Consider the following 15,268-nt stretch of genomic DNA (forward strand, 5'->3'; position numbering starts at 1 on the left):
CGCATACTGGATGTATGCGGACGTTCCGACAACGCGGCGAGGTGCCGTAGCTGTCGTCGCGCGCCCGCCAGGGATTACGGGACAGCCCTTAGGCGGGCGGCGCCTGCGGATCATCAGCTCCAGGTGCGAATCGACGAGATCGAGTCGTTGTACGGGTAATTGAGGACGTTCCAGGTGAAGTTGTTCTGGAACACTCCCTGAATCCCCTTGAAGTCGTTGTCATTCCACGTGTACAGAGTCCTGGCGCCGGAGATCTGGATCGAGGAGATCGTGTCCTGCATGCGCTGGTCGCCGGAGCTCGAACCCACTAACTTGCCGAGGTCGGCCGAGTAGGGGGCGTTGTCGACTGTCCAGTAGTCGCACTTGTTGAGGTAGTTGTCCACGCACAGCGACCAGCCATTGGCCGACGGCGCGGCCGACGCCGGTGTGGCGAGGGCGATCGCGGCCAAGCTCACGGCCGAGGTGATCACGGCCGTGGCGGCCAGGGACTTGGCTCGGTTCAGGTAACGCATGTTTGACTCCGATCGATGCATTGGTTGCGGTTTCTCGCCCGCGCACTACTCGTCGGCAGACGCGTCACGCCATGCTTCGGACAGCGCGATCCTCTTGAGCTGATCGACACCTAGCGCGGGTGTGCGACGTGTTCCCGGGAGCTTGTACGCCTTGGCATTGAGTTCGATCACGGCGATGCGCAGTCCGTCAGGCCGCCAGGTGTCGACCGACCATTCGACGGCTCCCTCACCCCCTTTCTCGGGGTGGCTCCGTGTGCTCTTCACACGCGTCCCGTCCGGGTTTCTGACGGCGCCCTCGAAGAGGCTCTCCAGGGCCGGGTCGTCCGGCTTCCACCGTTGGACCGTCACTGCGACCAGGCATTTCCCCGCTCCGTCGTCCACGGTGAGGTGGCCGTATCCCGGTGCTCCGCCTCTGTCGGCCGTGCGCAGGCCATGAGGTATCGACCGGCTGACGACTTCCGTGACCTTCTCGGCGGGCAGCGACTGGAAGGCGGCTGCCGGGGAGGGATCTCGCGGAGGTGCCGGCAGGGCGGCCACCACGGGCTTCCAGGCCGCCGAAACGGCGATGTCGGTGAGCTGCCGCTCGTCGAGAGGAGGAGTCGGCCGACTGGAAGCAGCATCCTTGTTGTTCCTGGTGTTGGACGCCGACACGGCGATCTGACTGCCGTCCTGATCGGTGCGTACCGCCGTCCACCGCTGACCCGCGGACGGTTGGGCCTCGTCGACAGGGGACGTGTCGAGGATGAGTGTGGCACCGTTCTCGAGGTGTGTCAGAGAGCAACGGCTGTAAGGGTGTTCAGAGGGGTCCGGACACCCTGACAAGTGCTCCGGGACGGGCACCGGCAACCGACCGACCGAGGCGGACACCAGACCGACACCTTTGGCGTCCTTGTAGGTGAGGATCACCGGAGCCAGTGGTTCGTTCTTCTCGACGCCGGTAGCACTGAACGTGCCCGCATCCCCCTGGGGGAGCAGTGTCCGCAGCGTGCGCGTCACCGAGTGCCCGTCTTCCCCGGCGGCGGACGATGAGGCACAACCCGCGGTGCAGGCGATTCCGGCCAGCGCCGTCGCCAGTGCCACATACGTCAGTGCCGCATGCCTGAAGGTACGCCGTAACGGCGGGTCATCGACCCGTCCGGCGGACACGCTCATGGAAGTCCCCTTCCGGAGTCGGGAGGCAGGCCTACAGACCGAGGTCGAGGGCCAGGCAGGAGTAGTACTTCCACGAGCCTTCGGGGGTGTACGCGGCGTTCGCCCCGACGCTCGGCGCGGCCTCCGTCTCTTCGGTCATGTCCTCGAAACCGATGCGCTCGGGGAGCTTGCCGAACCGTGTGTGCCGTGCCGCCGCGGCGGCATCCATCGTGAGTTCCTTGTCCATGACCAGTCTCCACTTCGTGGATCGCGTCCCGTTGTCGCCTTGGACGAGTATCAGAATGCATCCCCGATCGTCACCTGTCAAACCGGTGACGCAACACATGTGGGTCACCCCATGGCGTCGACCTCGAGGATCGCGTCGGTGAACGCCCCGGGCTTCTCCTGGGGGAGGTTGTGGCCGGCCCCCGGGACGACGTGGTGGGTCCAGGGGCCGGAGAAGTGCACCCCGTAGGAGCTTCCGTCGGTCGGCGGGGTGACACCGTCGGCCTGTCCGTCCAGGGTGACGGTGGGGACGCCGATCTTCGGTCGGCCCAACAGCCTCCGCTCCAGTGCGGCGTAACGCGGGTCGCCGGGGGCGGCGGCCAGGCGGTGACGGTAGCTGTGGATCACCACGTCGACGTAGTCCGGGTTGGTCCACAGCTCCGCCGCCTGCGCGAACTCGGCCTCGGTGAACTGCCATTCGGGCGAGTTGCGGTGCCAGACGACGCGCGCCAGCTCCTCCCGGTTGCGCTGGAGCCCCCGCCGTCCGCGCTCGGTGAGGAAGTAGAAGAAGTACCAGTAGCCCGACTCGACGGCGGGGGCCAGCGGCTCCTGGGCCACGGCGAGGTCCTGGACGAGGTAGCCGTTCACGGAGACCAGGCCGGTGCAGCGCTCCGGCCACAGCGCCGCGGCGACGTCACCGGCCCGTCCGCCCCAGTCGTATCCGGCGAACAGGGCCCGGGGAATGCGCAGTGCGTCCAGGAAGGCGACCAAGTCCGCGCCCAGCGCCGCCTGTTGACCGGAGCGGAAGGTGTCCGCATGGAGGAACCGGGTCTCTCCGTGCCCGCGCAGACAGGGGATGTAGCAGCGGTACCCGTGTCGGGCGAGTGCGGGTGCCACCTCGGCGTAGGAGCCGACCGGGCTGAAGGGCCAGCCGTGCAGGAGGAGCACCGGTTTGCCGTGGGCCGGACCCACGTCGTGGTAGGCGATCTCCAGCACGTCGGTGCGGATCCGGCGCAGCGGTCCCAGCTCGTGCGCGGGCCGGCCGGACGGGGTCTCGGCGGCCGCCGTCCCCGGGAGCGCCGACGCCGTGCCGGCCCCGGTGAGTCCGGCCGTTCCGACGACCGCTGTCGCGGTCATGGCCTGGGCCAGTCTCCGTCTGCTGATCATGTCGTTACCCCGCACTCAAACATGGATGCGTGTGACACATGTGCACACACCCGCCTCACACGGTGATGGTCTTGTACTCGGTGTAGGTGCCGAGGCCGACCGCTCCGTACTCGCGGCCGACGCCGCTGGCCTTGAAGCCGCCGAACGGGCCGTCGAAGGCGACGTAGGCGCCGTTGACAGTGACCGTGCCGGTGCGGATGCGACGGGCGACCGCCAGGGCGTGGGCCTCGTCGGAGGACCAGACGCCCCCGGAGAGGCCGTACTCGGAGTCGTTGGCGATGCGGACGGCGTCGTCCTCGTCGTCGTAGGCGATGACGACCAGGACCGGGCCGAAGATCTCCTCCTGTGCGATCCGCATGGAGTTGTCGACGTCGGCGAACACGGTGGGCGTGACGTAGTTGCCCTTCTCCAGGCCCTCGGGGATGTGTGGACCGCCGGTGACCAGGCGGGCCCCCTCCTCGATACCGAGCTGAATGTAATGGCGCACCCGCTCCTGCTGGTCGGGGCGGATCATCGGGCCGATGAAGGTGCCGGGGGCGCCCGGGTCACCCACCTTCAGTGACTCGACCAGCACCTTCAGCGCGGTCACGACCTCCTCGTACCGGCTGCGCGGTGCCAGGATCCTGGTCTGGGCGATGCATGACTCGCCGTTGTTGAGCAGGGAGCCGAACTTCAGGCCCGCCACCGCCTTCTCGAGGTCGGCGTCCGGCAGGATGACGGCGGCGGACTTGCCGCCCAGCTCCAGACTGACCCGCTTGAGCTGTTCGCCCGCGATCGAGGCGATGCGGCGGCCGGCGCGCGTCGAGCCGGTGAAGGCGATCTTGTCGACCTCCTTGTGGGAGACGAGGTACTCACTGGTCCCCCGGTCCGCCGGCAGGACGCTGATCACACCTTCGAGCAGGCCCACCTGCTCCAGCAGCCCGGCCAGGAACCCCATGCTCAGCGAGTTCTCCGGTGACACCTTGAGGACCACGGAGTTGCCGGCGAGCAGGGCGGGGACGATCTTCGCGGTGGCCGAGGAGAACGGCGAGTTCCAAGGGATGACCGCGGCCACGACGCCGACCGCCTCGCGACGCACCACGCTGCGCACCGGGGACGCCGGGTCGGAGGGCACCAGGGTCTCCTCCCAGCCGAACTCCTCCGCCGCCTTCAGGTAGGCGTTCGCCTGTCGGGTCAGGCCCTGCTGTCCGGCCCGGGTGAACCATTCCGCCGAGCCGTTCTCCAGCGTGATCAGACGCGCGACGTTCTCCGCGTTCTCCTCGCGCAGCGCGTTGAACCGCCTGAGGGCCGCGATCCGCTCCGCGGGCGGGGTCGTACGCCACACACCTGACTCGAACGACGCTCGCGCCGCCGCCACCGCGCGGTCGATGTCCGCCGGCTGCGCCTGTGCCGCACGGCCGATCACCGACCGGTCGTGCGGCGAGGCGATGTCGAGGAGCTCCCTGTCGCTCGGCTCCACCCAGGAGCCTCCGACGAAGAGCCGGTCGTAGATGATCATGCGATGTCCCTCTCCCGATGCTGTCGCCCCTACGATCCCGGCCCATGAGCAGCGTCGCTTCGGTTGAATGACTTAGGAGCGCCGCCCTGCCGCTCCCACCGTCATGTGACTGATGTGTCCGGATTCGCCGCGGGCGAGAGTATGTGCCGCCGGCCCGGGGCCGGTCACCGAAGACACATGACGGAGGCTCATATGATCAACAGGCGTACCTTCGGCAAGGCCGTCGGCCTCGGCACCGGGGCGGCCGCGGTCTCGCTGTCCGGCCTGCCGGGCAACGCGTCCGCGGCGACCGCCTCACCCGAGCGGAGCGGCACACCCGTTCCGACCGTCACCCCCGGCACCCACACCGGCTTCCGCACGCTCAAGCATGTCAGGGCGGGCGTCCTGGACATCGGCTACGCCGAGACCGGACCCGCCCACGGCCCGGTCGTCATCTGCCTGCACGGCTGGCCCTACGACATCCACAGCTACGTCGACGTGGCCCCGCTCCTCGCCGACCTGGGCTACCGCGTCATCGTCCCCTACCTGCGCGGCCACGGCAGCACACGTTTCCTGTCCCGCCACACACCCCGCACCGCCGAGCAGTCCGCCATCGCGCTCGACATCATCGCCCTGATGGACTCCCTCAAGATCCACGAGGCCGTTCTCGCCGGCTTCGACTGGGGCTCGCGCACCGCCGACATCATCGCCGCCCTGTGGCCCGAGCGCGTCAAGGCCCTCGTCTCCACCAGCGGCTACCTCATCACCGACCGCGAGGCCCAACTGGAGCCCGCCGCCCCGGTCGTCGAGCACAACTGGTGGTACCAGTGGTACTTCGCCACGGAGCGCGGCAAGAAGGCCATGGAGAACGTCGACGACCGCATCGCCCTGTGCCGCTACGTGTGGACCCTCGTCTCCCCCAACTGGACCTTCGACGACGCCACCTTCCAGCGCACCGCCGAGGCCTTCAAGAACCCCGACTACGCCGCCATCGTCCTCTACAACTACCGCTGGCGCATCGGCCTGATCGAGGGCGACCAACGCTACGACCGCTACGAGAGGCAGCTCGCCGCCCAGCCCCCCATCCACGTGCCCACCATCACCCTCGACGCCGCCCTCGACCCCTTCACCCCGCCCGGCGACGGCTCCACCTACCGCGATCACTTCACCGGCCCCTACCAGCACCGCACGATCGCGGACATCGGCCACAACCTGCCGCAGGAGGCGCCCACCCTCTTCACCCAGGCGGTCGCCGACGCCCACCACCTCGGAGGCCGGTGAACCACCCCGCCCCACGCGTCACCTCCTTGACAGGTGACGGACTTTGATGACAAGTTCATCACCAGTCAGGGCGGTGACGAGGCCGACGAGGCCGGGCCGCCCATCAACGCCTGAAAGGGGTTTGTCGTGGTGCGCATCAAGGGTGGACGCAAGCGGCTCGTGACGGGTGTGGTCTCGACGGTCACGGCGGGTCTCGCGGTCGGCGCGTTCGCCCTCGGCGGCACGGCCAACGGCGCGGCCGACACCGCCGAGGCCACCGGAACCGACCGACACGCCAAGCCGACCGTCGTCCTGGAACACGGCGCCTTCGCCGACGGCTCCAGCTGGAACGGCGTCATCGCCGACCTGCGCGCCGACGGCTACCCCGTCGTCGCCGCCGCCAACCCGCTGCGCGGGCCCGCCTCCGACGCCGCCGCACTGCGCACCGTGCTCGACCACGTCAAGGGCCCCAAGATCCTCGTCGGGCACTCCTACGGCGGCAACGTGATCAGCCAGGCCGGTACCGACGACCCCCAGGTCAAGGCCCTGGTCTACGTCGCCGCCTTCCTGCCTGCGCCCGGAGAGAGCGCCCTGGAGCTCACCGCCAAGTACCCGGGCTCCACCCTCCCCGACGCCCTCGACCCCGTCACCTACCGGCAGGCCGACGGCACCACCGCCACCGACCTGTACATCCAGCAGGACCAGTTCCACCACCAGTTCGCCGCCGACGTGCCCGCGCAGCAGGCCGCCCTGATGGCCGCCGAACAACGCCCCATCGCCCAGGCCGCCCTGGAGGAGAAGGCCGTCACCGCCGCCTGGAAGACGAAGCCCAGCTGGGACATCGTGACCACCCGGGACCTCAACATTCCCGCCGCCGTCCAGCGCTTCATGGCCGAGCGCGCCCACGCCCACACCACCGAGGTCGCCGCCTCCCACTCGGTCGCCGTCTCCCACCCCCGTCTCGTGGCCGACGTCATCGAGCGAGCCGCCCGCGCCACCGCCCGCTGAAACCCCGGAGACGGCGGGACCACCGTCCCGCCGTCTCGGCGACGCCCTGAATCGCCGGCCCCCTTCACACGTGTGCGGTTCACATGTCTACAGCGCCCGATGGTCCTGATCTCCGACGAACAGTCAGCCCGCCAACCCGTAGAAGCGCATCGGTGAGTTCGGCACGAAGCCGATCCGCGGGTACACGGGTGCCCCGGCGGCGGTGGCGTGCAGAGTGGCTCGGGTCAGTCCGGTGGCTCGGGCGCCCTCGTACAGCGCCTTGCGCGTCACCGTCTCGCCGTACCCTCGACGCTGCGCGCCCGGATCGGTGGCGACGAGCACGACGAACAGGCGGCCCGCCGCCTCGACCGTCGCGGCGCAGGCGACCGGGACACCGTCCCGCAGGGCCAGGTAGGCGTACAGCTCCTTCTTCCACAGCGTGGAGCCGACGATCCCGTCGCGGCCCTCCTCCAAGGGAAAGCCGTAGGCACGCGAGTTGAGGTCCGCGTATGCCCGCAGCTGTTCGTCGGTGGTCACCCGCTCGAACGTCAGGTCCGGATGGTGCGGCTCGGGGATCGGCAGCAGGTCGCCGGCCATGCCGGTGCCGGGGAAGGCGTAGGCCAGACCCGCGCGCTGCGCCGCCTCGTCCAGGGCCGTGCGCGCGTCGTCCGCGAGCAGGTCCTCGAAGAGCCACAGGAAGCCCGGCTGCTTCTTGGACCGCATGATGTCCGCCGCTTGGCCGAGCCGCTGTTCGAGGAGTGCCGCGTCCGCGCCGACGTCGGTCAGCGTCACCGCGTTCCAGAAGGCGAAACGGCAGTCCGCCCAGCGGACGACGACACCTGGAAGCTCCCGAATGTCCGCGTCCTTGTCCCGGTCGAGCACCATGGTGCGCCAGACCGTGGAGAGCTGTTCCACCGATTCGACCGCGGCCGCCAGATCCGTCACCGCGAACCCCCTCGTTTCGTCGTGTGCGCGCTGTCCCGCGCCGGATACAACGATGCCCTCCTGTGACGCCGTACCTGCCGCCCTTCACACGTATGGCGTGATCTCGTGGTCCAACCCAGGGAACTGCAGCGCGACTTGGACGTCCTTTACACTCCAGTGCCAGGTCGGCGCCGGTAGCGGGCCTCCTGACGCCGGACGTGGAGGCAGCCCGATGAACGACCTGGACCCGACCGTCTGTCCGGCCTCGACGCGACTGGTCGGACGCGACGAGGACCTCGCGTTCATTCGCTCCTTCCTCGGCAACTCCGAGGTGCAGGGAGCGGCCCTGCTGCTCTCGGGCGAGGCAGGCGTGGGCAAGACCGCGGTGCTCGACGCCGTGGCGACGGGCTCCGTGCGGGACGGCGTCCGGGTCCTGCGCGCGGCCGGGGTGCAGTACGAGGCGGACATCAGTTACGCCGGTCTCAACCAGCTCCTCGTACCGCTCTTCGACGACTTCGGCGTTCTGGACGCCGGCCACCGCGACGCCCTGCGGGTCGCGGTCGGCATCGGCGGCGGACCGGCTCCCGACCGACTCCTGACCTCCACCGCGGTTCTCCTGCTGCTGCGGCTGTTGTCCGTCGACACGCCCCTCCTGCTCGTCGTCGACGACCTGCCGTGGCTGGACCGGGCGACCAACGCCGTGCTCGGTTTCGTGGCCCGGCGGCTCGTCGGCAGCCGCATCGGCTTCCTCGCGGCGTCCCGTACGGGCTCCGACAGCTTCGTCGAGGCCGAAGGCCTGACCGAGCACCGGCTTCAGCCGCTGGACGACGCGTCGTCGGCCCGGTTGCTCGCCCTCGCTCATCCCGACGTCTCCCCCGCGGTACGGCGCCGTATCGCGGCCGAGGCGCGCGGCAACCCGCTCGCGCTGGTGGAGTTACCGGTCGCGCTCTCCGCCGAGCAGCGCACGACCCTGGCGGCGGTGCCCACGGTGCTGCCGCTGAGCGAGCGCCTCCAGGCCATGTTCGCCTCCCGTGTGGCCGGTCTGCCCGAACGCAGCCGGGACCTGCTGCTGATCGCCGCTCTCGACGGAACCGGTGACCTGGCCTCCGTCCTGGCGGCCGCGGCCGGTCGGGCCACCGTCGACGATCTCGCCCCCGCGGAGCGGAACCGGCTGGTGACGGTGTCGGCCGACAACCGACGGCTGTCCTTCCGGCATCCGCTGATCGGCTCCGCGGTGGTGGAGCCGGCGACCTCGGCGGAGCGCAGAGGAGCCCATCAGGCGCTCGCCGACGTGCTCGGCGACCAACTGGAGCGCCGTGCCTGGCATCTGGGAGAGGCAGCCGTGGGCCCGGACGAGACGGTCGCGGCCCTTCTGGAGGAGGCCGCGCGCCGCCGGCTGCGGCGCGGTGACGCGCTCGGCGCGGTGACGGCGCTGACCCGTGCCGCCGGGCTCAGCCCCTCGGCGGCCGACGAGAGCCGCCGGCTGGCCGAGGCGGCCTACGTCGGCGTGGACTCCGGCGGGGAACTGGAGGACGCCTCACGACTGCTCGCGGGGGCCCGGCTCGTCCATCCCACGACCGGGCAACAGTCGCTGCACGCGGCGGCCGCGTCCGCGTTCCTGCTGATCAACAGGGACGGCGACGTCGACACCGCGTACCGGCTGCTGGTCGGGGCGATCGAGGCGGGGGAGCACGGCTACGACGCCTCGGACGACGCCCTGGTGGAGGCCCTGCACCTGCTGGTGCTGCTGTGCTGGTACCGCGGTGAACCCGAGCTGTGGCAGCCGCTGTTCACGTTCGTGGACCGGCTGACCCCCGAACCGCCCGAGCTGCTGTGGGTGATCACGCGGACCTTCGCCGACCCGGCGCGCACCGGCCCCGCGGCGCTGCCCCGCCTGGCGGAGCTGATCGCCACCGTGGGGGACGATCCCACCCGAGTGATCCGCGTCGGCACCGCCTCGGTCTTCGCGGACCGGCTCGCGGACTTCCGGTGGGCTTCGCACCGGCTGGCCGAGCAGGGCCGCGCGGGCACCGCGCCCGCCCGCCGGCACCTTGGCGTGCTGATGCACCTGGGCCTGGACTACTACCACGCGGGCCGTTGGGAGGACGCCGAGGAGATGGCGGCCGAGGGGCTCACCCTGTGCGAGGACCACGACTACCGGTTCTTCGCCTGGTACTTCCACTACGTACGGGCGGTCGTGGCCGCGGCGCGTGGCGACGCGGAGACCAGTGACGCGCTGACCGAGGAGATCGTCCGGTGGGCGACACCCCGCGGAGTCCACGGCGCACGGTCCTTCGCCTGCCACGCCAGGGCTCTGGCCGCCCTCGGCAGGGGCGACTACACGACCGCCTACCGGCACGCCTGCGCGCTGAGCCCGGCCGGGACCGTGGCACCCTACGTCCCGATCGCCATGTGGGGCACGATGGACCTGGTCGAGGCGGCCGTACGGACCGGCCGGGACGAGGAGGCCGCCGCCCACGCGGCGGCGATGCGGGCGTCCGCGATGGCGCGGCTGTCGCCCCGGCTGGAGCTGCTGGTCCTGGCCTGCGAGGCGCTGACCACCCCCGGCGAGGGAGCCCTCGCCCTCTTCGAGCGGGCGCTGTCCCTGCCGGGGCCGGAGCACCGGCCCTTCGACGTCGCGCGGGTGCGCCTCTTTCATGGCGAACGCCTGCGGCGTCTGCGTGCCACGACGGCGGCCCGGGAACAGCTGGCGCAGGCGCTGGAGGCCTTCCAGCGGCTGGGCGCCAAGCCCTGGGCGACACGTGCGGCGGCGGAGCTGCGGGCGAGCGGCCGGGCCGCGCCGTCGCCGGCCGGGGCCGGGCCCGGGCCCGGCGCACTGACCGCTCAGGAACTGCGGATCGCCACGCTCGCGGCGACCGGACTGACCAACAAGCAGATCGCTGAACGGCTGTCCTTGTCTCATCGGACCATCGGCACGCACCTCTACCAGCTGTATCCCAAGCTGGGCATCACCTCGCGCGCCGCGCTGCGGGACGCCCTCTCCGGTCTCGACGGGAGTGCCGACGACTGACGAGACCCCGACGACGAACCCACGCCTTCGTCGCTCGCTCAGTCATCTGACCTATGCCTGCTCCTGAGTCCCCGCGCACAGTGGAGGCGGGATCACCATGCAGCGACACGAGAGGGGAACCGGATGCCCGGTGCATCAGACGGTCATCCGGACATCCACTGGCCGTCCGGTTTCTCGCCCGAACACGCCCACGGCTTCTGCCAGTCACAGGCCGTCGTGCACGCTCCGCCCGTCACGGCCTTCGCCCTGCTCGTCGACGTGACCCGGTGGCCGGAGTGGGTTCCGGGCGTCACCGAAGTGGTGGCCGGGCCGCTCGCCCGGACCTTCGAGGTGCGGTTCCACGGGCAGCGGTTCGAGATCTTCCTGGGGGAACATGTGCCGCCCCGCCGGCTCGGCTGGTCGGGCGTCGGCGCCGGTGTGCAGCTGTACCAGGCCTGGCTGCTCACCGCGGTCGACGACGGCACACATGTGGTGTGCGAGAACGTCGTGCGCAGTCCCGTGTCCCTGGGCGCGTCGTCCCCCCTGTGGGCGCGGCGCCTGAACACCCTGGGGACGACACAGCTCAGGAGGCTTTCGGAGAGCGCCCCGGGGGGCAGACCCTGCCGCGCGGCCTCGCCAGGTCCTGACACGAACGGCTGACGGAACGACAACATACCCTCGTCTTGGTGCAGTTCAGGGGGGTGGAGGGAGTGCGGGCAGGTGGAGTCGATCGTCGGGACCATGGTCGGTCGGGAGCGCGAGCGGGAGGTGCTGTCCGCCTTCGTGACGGCCTCGGGGGGCCGGGCTCTCGTCCTGCGGGGCCACACGGGTGTGGGCAAGAGCGCTCTGCTGGACCACGTCGCCGACCTCGCGACGGGCGAGCACCACAGGGTGATCAGGGCGGCAGGGGTCGAGGCCGAGTCGGAGCTCCCGTACGCCGGCCTGCACCAGTTCCTGTACCCGCTGCTGTCCTGCATCGACCGGCTGGACGACAGCCACCGAGCAGTGTTCGACGCAGTCTTCGGCAGGAGCGAGGGCACACCTCCCTCGGTCATGACCCTCGGCATCGCCGTCCTCGACCTGCTCTCGCTCGCGACGTCGCAGAACCCCCTCCTGCTGGTGCTGGACGACGGCCAGTGGCTGGACGCCTCCAGCACCGAGGTGTGCGGGTTCGTGGGGCGCCGGCTCACCGGCAGCTCGGTGAAGTTCGTCGTCGTGCTGCGCTCCGACGTCCCGTCGGGCTTCGACACCGCGGCACTGCCCGAACTGCCCGTGACGACACTGTCGGAGAAGGCCTCCGAGCAGCTCCTGGACCTGCACCATCCCGGGCTGGAACCCCGGATCCGCCGTCTCGTCCTGGACGAGGCCGAGGGCAATCCGCTGGCCCTGCTGGAACTGCCGCCCTATGTGCGTGGCAACCGGGCGAGACGCAACACCGAGGACTTGTTCGGATACACCGGCGTCCCGCTGCCGCAGCGTCTGCAGCAGGTGTACGGCGCCCGTATCGAGGCCCTCGGCAAGGCCGTACGCGCGGAGCTGCTGCGCGGCGCACTGGACGGCGTAGGGGCGGGTACGGCGGCCGACCGGCCGGGGGGTACGCGCTACCGCATGAGGGGCGCCGACGAGGCCGCGGCCTGCGGTCTGTTGGACATCGATCCGCTCAGCGGTGACTTCGTCTTCCGGCACCCCCTGGTGCGTTCGACCGTCGTGCAGATGGCGACCCCCAACGAGCGGCGCGCGGCGCACGCCGTGCTCGCGCAGGCACACGGCGAGGACCTGGAGCGGCGCGCCACGCACCTGGCGGCTGCGACGGTCGACCCCGACGAGCAGGTCGCGGCCACGCTGGAGGCGGCCGCGGACTCCGCCACCCGGCGGGGCGGCGCGCGAGCGGCCGTGGCCTGGCTGACGCGTGCCGCGGAGCTGAGCGAGAGCCCCGCGGAACGGTCCCGGCGGCTGGGCAGTGCGGCGTTCATCGCCGGGCACACCGGCCAGCTGGACCAGGCCCAGCAGTTGGTCCGCTCCGACAGCGGACACGGAAAGAGCGAGACTCCGGCGTCGGTGGTCACTTCGGGCTATGTCGCGCTGTACGAGGACGGAGACGTGCGGTCCTCGCAGCGTCAGGTCCGGATGGCGATCGAGAGCCTGCGCGACGGCGATGCACACGAGCCGGACGAGGTGCTCACACGACTGGTCAACCTGCTGCTGGCCATCAACCAGTACGCGAGCGACGAGGCATCGTGGGCAAGGACGCACGCGCTTCTCGGTTCCCTGGGCGACCTGCTGCCGTCCGCGTCGCGCATCTACCAGGACGCCTGGAGCGACGTGGTGCGCCACGGTGCGGGAGTGCACGAACGGGTGGAGCGCGCGTTCGCCGGCCTCCGCGACCTCGAGCCCTGGGACGTCACCCGGCTGGGAGTCGCCGCCTACCACGTCGACACGCTCAGCCGGTACCGGCCTCATCTCCAGCGCATCGTGGACCGCGAGGTGGAGACCGGGGCCATGGGGTCCGGCATGACCATGCTGCACCTGATCATGCTCGACCAGATGGCGGTCGGTGAGTGGGACGAGGCCGAACGCACCGGACAGCGTGGTCTGGAGCTGACGACATCCCGGTACAACTCCCTTTTCGCCCACCACACTCGGGCATATCTGGGCCTGCTGGCCGCGATGCGGGGCCAGGCCGACCGGGCGCGGGAACTGCAGGCCGTCGTCGACGCCTGGGCCCGTCCGCGCGGCCTCGGCTTCCTCACCCAGATCACCGACGCCATAGGCACCGCCGCCGCCCTCAGCGAAGGCGACTACGAAGCCGCCTACCTCCACGCCATCGGCATCACACCCCCCGGCACCTTCCAGCCCTACGCCCACCAGGCCTCCCGCACCCTCCTGGACCTCGTCGAAGCAGCCCTCCACACCGGCCGCACCGAACAGGCCCGCCAACACGCCCTCGCCGCACAGCGAACCGGCCTCCCCGACGTCTCCCCCCGCCTCGCCCTCATCACCTACGGCGCCCTCGCCATGACCACCACCGACCCGCAAGAGGCCCACGCCCTGTACGGCCGCGCCGAAAACCACCCCGCCGGCGCCGACTTCCCGTTCGAACTCGCCCGCATCCGTCTCGCCCACGGCGTCCACCTCCGCCACACCCAGGGCAGGAAGGCGGCACGGCTGCCGCTGACGTCGGCCGCGGAGACGTTCGAGCGGCTCGGCGCACCCACCTGGGCCGAGCGGGCCCGGGCCGAGCTCAGGGCCACCGGCGCGTCCACCCTTGCCTCCTCGGCGCATCTCGCGGCGCTGACCTGGCAGGAACGGCGCATCGCCGATCTCGCCGCCGGCGGCCTGACCAACAAGGAGATCGGTGAACGCATGCACCTGTCACCGCGCACGGTCAGCTCCCACCTCTACCGGGTGTTCCCGAAGCTGGGCATCACCTCACGCGCAGCGCTGCGCGACGCGCTGGGCAGGATCCCCGGTGATCAGAAGGTGTGACCACGGTGTGCTCAGCTCTCCAACGGGTGGGCGCGGATGCCGTGTTCGTCGAGCCAGCCGAGAACGTAGTCGGCGACGAATCGCCATCCGTTGTCGATGACCAGCGAATGGGCGCGGTCCGCGAACTGCTTCAGGTCGGTCACGGCCGTCGAGTCGCCGTACAGCTTGTAGACCGCGCGGGTGGCGGAGTCGGGCACCAGTCGGTCCTCCTGCCCGGAGATCAGCAGGAGCGGGCCACGCCCCGCATGGGCGACGTCCGCCACGGCGCGCGGGCTGCGCACCGCACCGGCGTGTCCGAGGTCGGCGAACAGACGGCGCGCCGTGGGCACTCCGTAGCGCTCGAAGAGCCGGTCGGACTCCTCCGCTTCGACGGTGTTGGCGAAGACGTCGTGGAACTGCTCCCGTGACAGGGACACCAACGGGTCGGCGCCATCGGTCTGGTCGGGGGTCCACAGCCGGGCCGAGGAGGCGGGCAGGGGCACGTCGTTGATGGGGGCTGGTGCGATGGCCACCGCCGCTCGGCCGACATTGGCGCCGATGAGATGCTGCGCGATGAGCCCGCCGACCGAGTGGCCGACGATCACCGGCGCGGTGTCGAACGAGCGGACGATCCCCGCGTAGTGGTCCGTCAGCGCGTCCAGCCCGATCCCGGCGAGTGTCTCGGGGGACTCGCGCACATCCCGCGCGGCGGCGGCCTCCCCCGGCCACCCGGGCGTGAAGGCGAGGAACCCACGGCCGGCGAAGCGCTCCGCCCACGACTCCCAGGACAGCGCGTGCAGCCACGCGCCACGGATGAAGACGACGGGAGTACGGTTCACGGCTGGTTCCTCCGAGCAGGGCGACCACCCGGCACCGGCACGCGGGCGACTGATCCAGGATCGTTCAGGCACCGGTCGCGGGCGACAGTCGAATGACTTAATGTCGGCGGCCCACGGCGCGCGCGGGACCGGGACCCGCGCCGGTCGGCAGAGTGACGTAGTCCTGGTCGATGCCGCGAGAACTCTTGACGTACGGCCTCTGGCTGCGTAGACATGACCGCGCGGTCTGACCGCGCGGTCAGACCGCGTGGTCATACAGTTGACCTCATTC

The 15,268-nt window shown here is 70.7% G+C and carries 12 protein-coding genes; 5 read left to right on the forward strand and 7 right to left on the reverse strand.

All coding sequences use genetic code 11. The annotated features are described in order from the left end of the window. Positions 1–113: 113 nt before the first annotated feature. The 5 genes from ACGFNV_RS43485 to ACGFNV_RS43505 form a co-directional block, all read right to left on the reverse strand. Positions 114–512 carry a hypothetical protein gene (locus tag ACGFNV_RS43485; protein ID WP_393630844.1) on the reverse strand — a complete coding sequence of 133 codons (399 nt, stop codon included), beginning with the start codon at positions 510–512 and terminating at the stop codon, positions 114–116. A 45-nt stretch (positions 513–557) separates the two neighbouring features. After that, positions 558–1,664, reverse strand: a complete 1,107-nt coding sequence (locus tag ACGFNV_RS43490) for a hypothetical protein (protein WP_393630845.1) — start codon at positions 1,662–1,664, stop codon at positions 558–560. Between the two features lie 31 nt (positions 1,665–1,695). Then, positions 1,696–1,890, reverse strand: a complete 195-nt coding sequence (locus ACGFNV_RS43495; RefSeq protein WP_393630847.1) for a hypothetical protein — start codon at positions 1,888–1,890, stop codon at positions 1,696–1,698. A 104-nt stretch (positions 1,891–1,994) separates the two neighbouring features. Next, positions 1,995–3,035, reverse strand: a complete 1,041-nt coding sequence (locus tag ACGFNV_RS43500) for an alpha/beta fold hydrolase (protein ID WP_393630848.1) — start codon at positions 3,033–3,035, stop codon at positions 1,995–1,997. A gap of 55 nt (positions 3,036–3,090) precedes the next feature. Then, a complete protein-coding gene (locus ACGFNV_RS43505) occupies positions 3,091–4,533 on the reverse strand; it encodes an aldehyde dehydrogenase (protein WP_393630850.1) in 1,443 nt (480 codons plus the stop codon). Between the two features lie 192 nt (positions 4,534–4,725). On the opposite strand from ACGFNV_RS43505, the gene ACGFNV_RS43510 reads away from it, so the two are divergent. Together ACGFNV_RS43510 and ACGFNV_RS43515 are read left to right on the forward strand one after the other, a co-directional pair. Further along, positions 4,726–5,793 (forward strand): alpha/beta fold hydrolase, encoded by a 1,068-nt coding sequence (locus tag ACGFNV_RS43510; RefSeq protein WP_393630852.1) that lies wholly within the window; start codon positions 4,726–4,728, stop codon positions 5,791–5,793. Positions 5,794–5,919: 126 nt separating this feature from the next. Continuing rightward, positions 5,920–6,780 (forward strand): alpha/beta fold hydrolase, encoded by an 861-nt coding sequence (locus ACGFNV_RS43515; RefSeq protein ID WP_393630854.1) that lies wholly within the window; start codon positions 5,920–5,922, stop codon positions 6,778–6,780. Positions 6,781–6,903: 123 nt separating this feature from the next. On the opposite strand, the gene ACGFNV_RS43520 is transcribed toward ACGFNV_RS43515, so the two are convergent. Beyond that, positions 6,904–7,704: a GNAT family N-acetyltransferase gene (locus ACGFNV_RS43520; protein WP_393630856.1), complete on the reverse strand. Its 801-nt coding sequence runs from the start codon at positions 7,702–7,704 to the stop codon at positions 6,904–6,906. Positions 7,705–7,915: 211 nt separating this feature from the next. Here ACGFNV_RS43520 and ACGFNV_RS43525 point away from each other — a divergent pair, with 211 nt between their 5' ends. From ACGFNV_RS43525 to ACGFNV_RS43535, 3 genes are all read left to right on the forward strand, one after another. Beyond that, a complete protein-coding gene (locus tag ACGFNV_RS43525) occupies positions 7,916–10,714 on the forward strand; it encodes an ATP-binding protein (protein WP_393630858.1) in 2,799 nt (932 codons plus the stop codon). Between the two features lie 123 nt (positions 10,715–10,837). Continuing rightward, positions 10,838–11,353 carry an SRPBCC family protein gene (locus ACGFNV_RS43530; RefSeq protein ID WP_393630860.1) on the forward strand — a complete coding sequence of 172 codons (516 nt, stop codon included), beginning with the start codon at positions 10,838–10,840 and terminating at the stop codon, positions 11,351–11,353. An 81-nt stretch (positions 11,354–11,434) separates the two neighbouring features. Further along, a complete protein-coding gene (locus ACGFNV_RS43535; RefSeq protein ID WP_393630948.1) occupies positions 11,435–14,179 on the forward strand; it encodes an AAA family ATPase in 2,745 nt (914 codons plus the stop codon). An 11-nt stretch (positions 14,180–14,190) separates the two neighbouring features. Here ACGFNV_RS43535 and ACGFNV_RS43540 read toward each other — a convergent pair whose 3' ends face one another. Next, positions 14,191–14,997: an alpha/beta hydrolase gene (locus ACGFNV_RS43540; protein WP_393630861.1), complete on the reverse strand. Its 807-nt coding sequence runs from the start codon at positions 14,995–14,997 to the stop codon at positions 14,191–14,193. Positions 14,998–15,268: the final 271 nt, after the last annotated feature.

It is taken from the genome of Streptomyces sp. NPDC048751, assembly GCF_043198595.1.
Taxonomy (GTDB): Bacteria; Actinomycetota; Actinomycetes; order Streptomycetales; family Streptomycetaceae; genus Streptomyces.

Coding starts and splice junctions, on each gene's coding strand:
- ACGFNV_RS43505 (WP_393630850.1), bottom strand. CDS start 4,533: ATGATCATCTACGACCGGCTCTTCGTCGGAGGCTCCTGGGTGGAGCCG.
- ACGFNV_RS43535 (WP_393630948.1), top strand. CDS start 11,435: ATGGTCGGTCGGGAGCGCGAGCGGGAGGTGCTGTCCGCCTTCGTGACG.
- ACGFNV_RS43525 (WP_393630858.1), top strand. CDS start 7,916: ATGAACGACCTGGACCCGACCGTCTGTCCGGCCTCGACGCGACTGGTC.
- ACGFNV_RS43530 (WP_393630860.1), top strand. CDS start 10,838: ATGCCCGGTGCATCAGACGGTCATCCGGACATCCACTGGCCGTCCGGT.
- ACGFNV_RS43490 (WP_393630845.1), bottom strand. CDS start 1,664: ATGAGCGTGTCCGCCGGACGGGTCGATGACCCGCCGTTACGGCGTACC.
- ACGFNV_RS43495 (WP_393630847.1), bottom strand. CDS start 1,890: ATGGACAAGGAACTCACGATGGATGCCGCCGCGGCGGCACGGCACACA.
- ACGFNV_RS43510 (WP_393630852.1), top strand. CDS start 4,726: ATGATCAACAGGCGTACCTTCGGCAAGGCCGTCGGCCTCGGCACCGGG.
- ACGFNV_RS43485 (WP_393630844.1), bottom strand. CDS start 512: ATGCGTTACCTGAACCGAGCCAAGTCCCTGGCCGCCACGGCCGTGATC.
- ACGFNV_RS43500 (WP_393630848.1), bottom strand. CDS start 3,035: ATGATCAGCAGACGGAGACTGGCCCAGGCCATGACCGCGACAGCGGTC.